Annotated in this window: 3 protein-coding genes; 2 read left to right on the forward strand and 1 reads right to left on the reverse strand. The window is 51.1% G+C overall.

Translation table 11 applies throughout. The annotated features are described in order from the left end of the window. Positions 1 to 203, forward strand: a 203-nt coding sequence (locus tag V8L71_RS20355) for a signal peptidase II (RefSeq protein ID WP_219843212.1), incomplete at its 5' end; no start/stop codon positions are given. 21 nt (positions 204 to 224) lie between these two features. Then, positions 225 to 1,514 (forward strand): ISL3-like element ISPpu12 family transposase, encoded by a 1,290-nt coding sequence (locus V8L71_RS20360; RefSeq protein ID WP_225025321.1) that lies wholly within the window; start codon positions 225 to 227, stop codon positions 1,512 to 1,514. Positions 1,515 to 1,652: 138 nt separating this feature from the next. Here V8L71_RS20360 and gdhA read toward each other — a convergent pair whose 3' ends face one another. Next, positions 1,653 to 3,005 (reverse strand): NADP-specific glutamate dehydrogenase, encoded by a 1,353-nt coding sequence (gdhA, locus tag V8L71_RS20365; RefSeq protein ID WP_336275301.1) that lies wholly within the window; start codon positions 3,003 to 3,005, stop codon positions 1,653 to 1,655. Between the last annotated feature and the right edge of the window lie 631 nt (positions 3,006 to 3,636).

Below are 3,636 nucleotides of genomic sequence, written 5' to 3' on the forward strand. Positions count from 1 at the left end.
TCGGTGGCGCCATGGGCAACCTGATTGACCGGGTCTTTCGCGGCTATGTTGTGGATTCCTTTGATTTCTATTGGCGAGACTGGCATTGGCCGGCCTTCAACCTGGCTGATATTGCAATTGTACTCGGTGCCTTACTTTTCGTTTCCAGCAGCTTGTTGGGTAAAAAAGCAAACACCAATGCCGAGCCGGATGGATCTGACTGACACCTACGCCTATACAACACCATGACCGAACTTCCCGACAACATCCTTCACCTGCCGCAATACCAAGTACTGGGCTGCAAATCAACCGACGACGAAATGCACTTCCAGGTGGACGTGCCCGATCCCATCGCCTGCGAGGAATGCGGCGTGCAGGGTGAGTTCGTACGGTTCGGCAAGCGTGACGTTCCCTATCGTGATCTGCCCATCCACGGCAAGCGGGTCACTCTCTGGGTGGTCCGCCGCCGATACACCTGCCGGGCCTGCAAGACAACATTCAGGCCCCAGCTACCGGAGATGGTGGACGGATTCCGTATGACACTGCGGCTGCATGAGTACGTGGAGAAGGAATCCTTCAACCACCCCTACACCTTTGTGGCGGCACAGACCGGCCTGGACGAGAAGACGGTGCGCGACATCTTCAACGCCCGCGCCGAGTTCCTGGGGCGCTGGCACCGCTTCGAGACGCCCCGCATCCTGGGCATTGACGAGCTATACCTGAACAAGCGCTACCGCTGCATTCTGACCAACATTGAGGAGCGAACCCTGCTCGACCTGCTGGCCACCCGCCGCCAGGACGTGGTGACCAACTACCTGATGAAGCTGAAAGACCGGCAGAAGGTCGAGATCGTCAGCATGGACATGTGGAACCCCTACCGGGCAGCGGTCAAGGCTGTGCTGCCCCAGGCCCGTATCGTGGTCGATAAGTTCCATGTGGTGCGCATGGCCAACGATGCCCTAGAGAGAGTGCGCAAGGGCCTCAGAAAGGAGCTGAAACCGTCCCAGAGCCGGACTCTCAAGGGAGACCGGAAAATCCTGCTGAAACGCGCTCACGAAGTCTCAGACCGGGAGCGCCTCATCATGGAGACCTGGACAGGCGCGTTCCCGCAATTGCTGGCCGCCTACGAGCACAAGGAGCGCTTCTACGGCATCTGGGACGCCACCACACGGCTCCAGGCAGAAGCCGCCCTGGACGAGTGGATAGCCACCATTCCGAAAGGCCAGAAGGAAGTCTGGAGCGATCTGGTCAGGGCTGTGGGCAACTGGCGCGAAGAGATCATGACCTACTTCGAGACGGACATGCCCGTCACCAACGCTTACACGGAGTCGATCAACCGACTGGCCAAAGACAAGAACCGTGAAGGGCGTGGTTACTCCTTCGAGGTGATGCGGGCACGAATGCTCTACACCACGAAGCACAAAAAGAAGGCACCCACTGCGAAGGTCTCTCCGTTCTACAAGAAAACCATCGGTTACGGACTACCGGACTTCGCAGAGGAGCTCAACTACGGGGTCGATCTATCAACCATCTGAGGGTGGTATCAGATTGATGGGGTGAAGGTGCCCCATCAACCATTAAATCCGTATACCCCCAATAAAAAACAGCCCTTCCCCAATAAAGGAAGGACTGCGTACTTGTTACAGTATAAGCGGTTTACAAGACAAAGACGATCAGGTGACGCCTTGTTCAATCATGGCATCAGCTACTTTTCTGAAGCCTGCAATGTTGGCTCCTAGTACTAGATTCGTCGCTTCACCAAACTCCTCGGCAGTCTCTGCGCACTGCCGGTGAATATTAGCCATAATCTGTTTTAGCTTTTGGTCTACTTTTTCCAGTGGCCACTGTTCCATACTGCTATTTTGTGCCATTTCTAACTGGCTGGTAGCGACGCCACCTGCGTTAGCGGCCTTACCAGGCCCATAGGCAATTTTAGCGTTTAGAAAGAGATCGATGGCCTCTTTTGTGGAAGGCATGTTGGCCCCTTCACTAATACACGTAATGCCATTGGCGAGCATGATTTCCGCATCGCTTTCGGTCAGTTCATTCTGGGTTGCGCAGGGGAACGCAGCATCGGCTTGGATACGCCATACGGCATGCCCATCCTGGGGGTTGTCAAGAGCAGAAATGTAGTGGGCGTCAGGGTGCTCGTGTAAGTAAGCTTCTAAAGAAGTGCGCTGCACTTCTTTGAGCTGCTTGAGTAAACCTAAATCAATACCATTTTTATCGTGGATAGTCCCACGTGAGTCACTACAGGTAATCGGTTTAGCACCCAGTTCGTATAGCTTCTCAATGGTATAAATGGCGACATTACCTGCGCCGGAAACCAAGCAGGTTTTGTCGCGAAGTTCTTTTCCTCGTGCTGCTAGCATGTTCTGCGCGAAGTAAACCGCTCCATAGCCAGTTGCTTCTTTGCGGCCAAGCGATCCTCCCCAGTTAAGCCCTTTACCTGTTAGCACGCCTTCATAACAACCGGTTAACCTCTTATATTGGCCAAAGAGATAGCCAATTTCACGCGTACCTACCCCGATATCACCTGCAGGGACATCACATTGGGGGCCAATATGTCGGTAGAGCTCTGTCATGTAAGCCTGACAAAAGCGCATGATCTCATTATCTGACTTACCTTTTGGATCAAAATCGGCACCGCCTTTACCACCACCGATCGGCAACCCAGTTAAGGCATTTTTGAAGATTTGTTCAAAACCGAGAAATTTGATGGTGCCCGATGTAACGCTTGGGTGAAACCTTAAGCCACCTTTGTAAGGGCCAAGGGCAGAGTTGAACTGTACGCGATAGCCTTTATTAACGTTGACTCTCCCGCCATCATCTACCCAGCTTATCCGGAACATAATTTGCCGTTCAGGCTCAACTATCCGCTCAATAATGCTGTGTTGGTGATAATGGGAGGTCTTTTCTAATAGCGGACGTAAACATTCAAGCACTTCTTCGATGGCTTGATAAAACTCGGATTGTGCAGGGCTGCTTTTCTGAAGTCGTGTCAGCGTATCGTGGACGTAGGGCATATGAACATACCATCGCAGTATTTAATAAGTATTGGCTGGCCAGAGCGTTAGAATATTTAACTGGCAGCATGCTCTTTTGCATAGCCTATGCATGTTCGGTATACGTAAAAGTTTAGATTAGCAAGACTAAAGTATAGTCTCATTAAGTTTTATTCAGGCATTTCATGAAAATTAATAAACGAATATTAAACGTTTCTGTTGGTTTAAATTTTATTGATGAAATACTTAACGAAACATTACTTTTCATTATTGGGCGGCGGTTGCGCATGCCGACTCCGAGCTTGCTGACACCACTTCTTTTCGCAAGCCTGGTTTCAAGCTTATATTTAGCCAGTTTAAATTAAAAATTTGAGAACTTAATATTATTATTTTAGTGCTTGTGATATCTCCGTTGATGCCCGGCGCAATGGGCTAACATTTTGCTACCTTAGGCCGATTTGAAATGTTAACAGCACCTAGCCCCTTCATTATCTAACGGGTTACTACAACCAGCAGTACCCACTCTTTTTCAGGCTCTTCGACGTTGGGTGTGGAATTCGCCCCCTGAGCTGGGCCAGAATATGACCTCCACAGCGGCAGGAGGTATGACATGGACGGCACCCAGATTCTAACACTCGGCCTGGGCTTGGAA

It is taken from the genome of Vreelandella indica, from assembly GCF_037070225.1.
GTDB lineage: Bacteria > Pseudomonadota > Gammaproteobacteria > Pseudomonadales > Halomonadaceae > Vreelandella > Vreelandella arctica.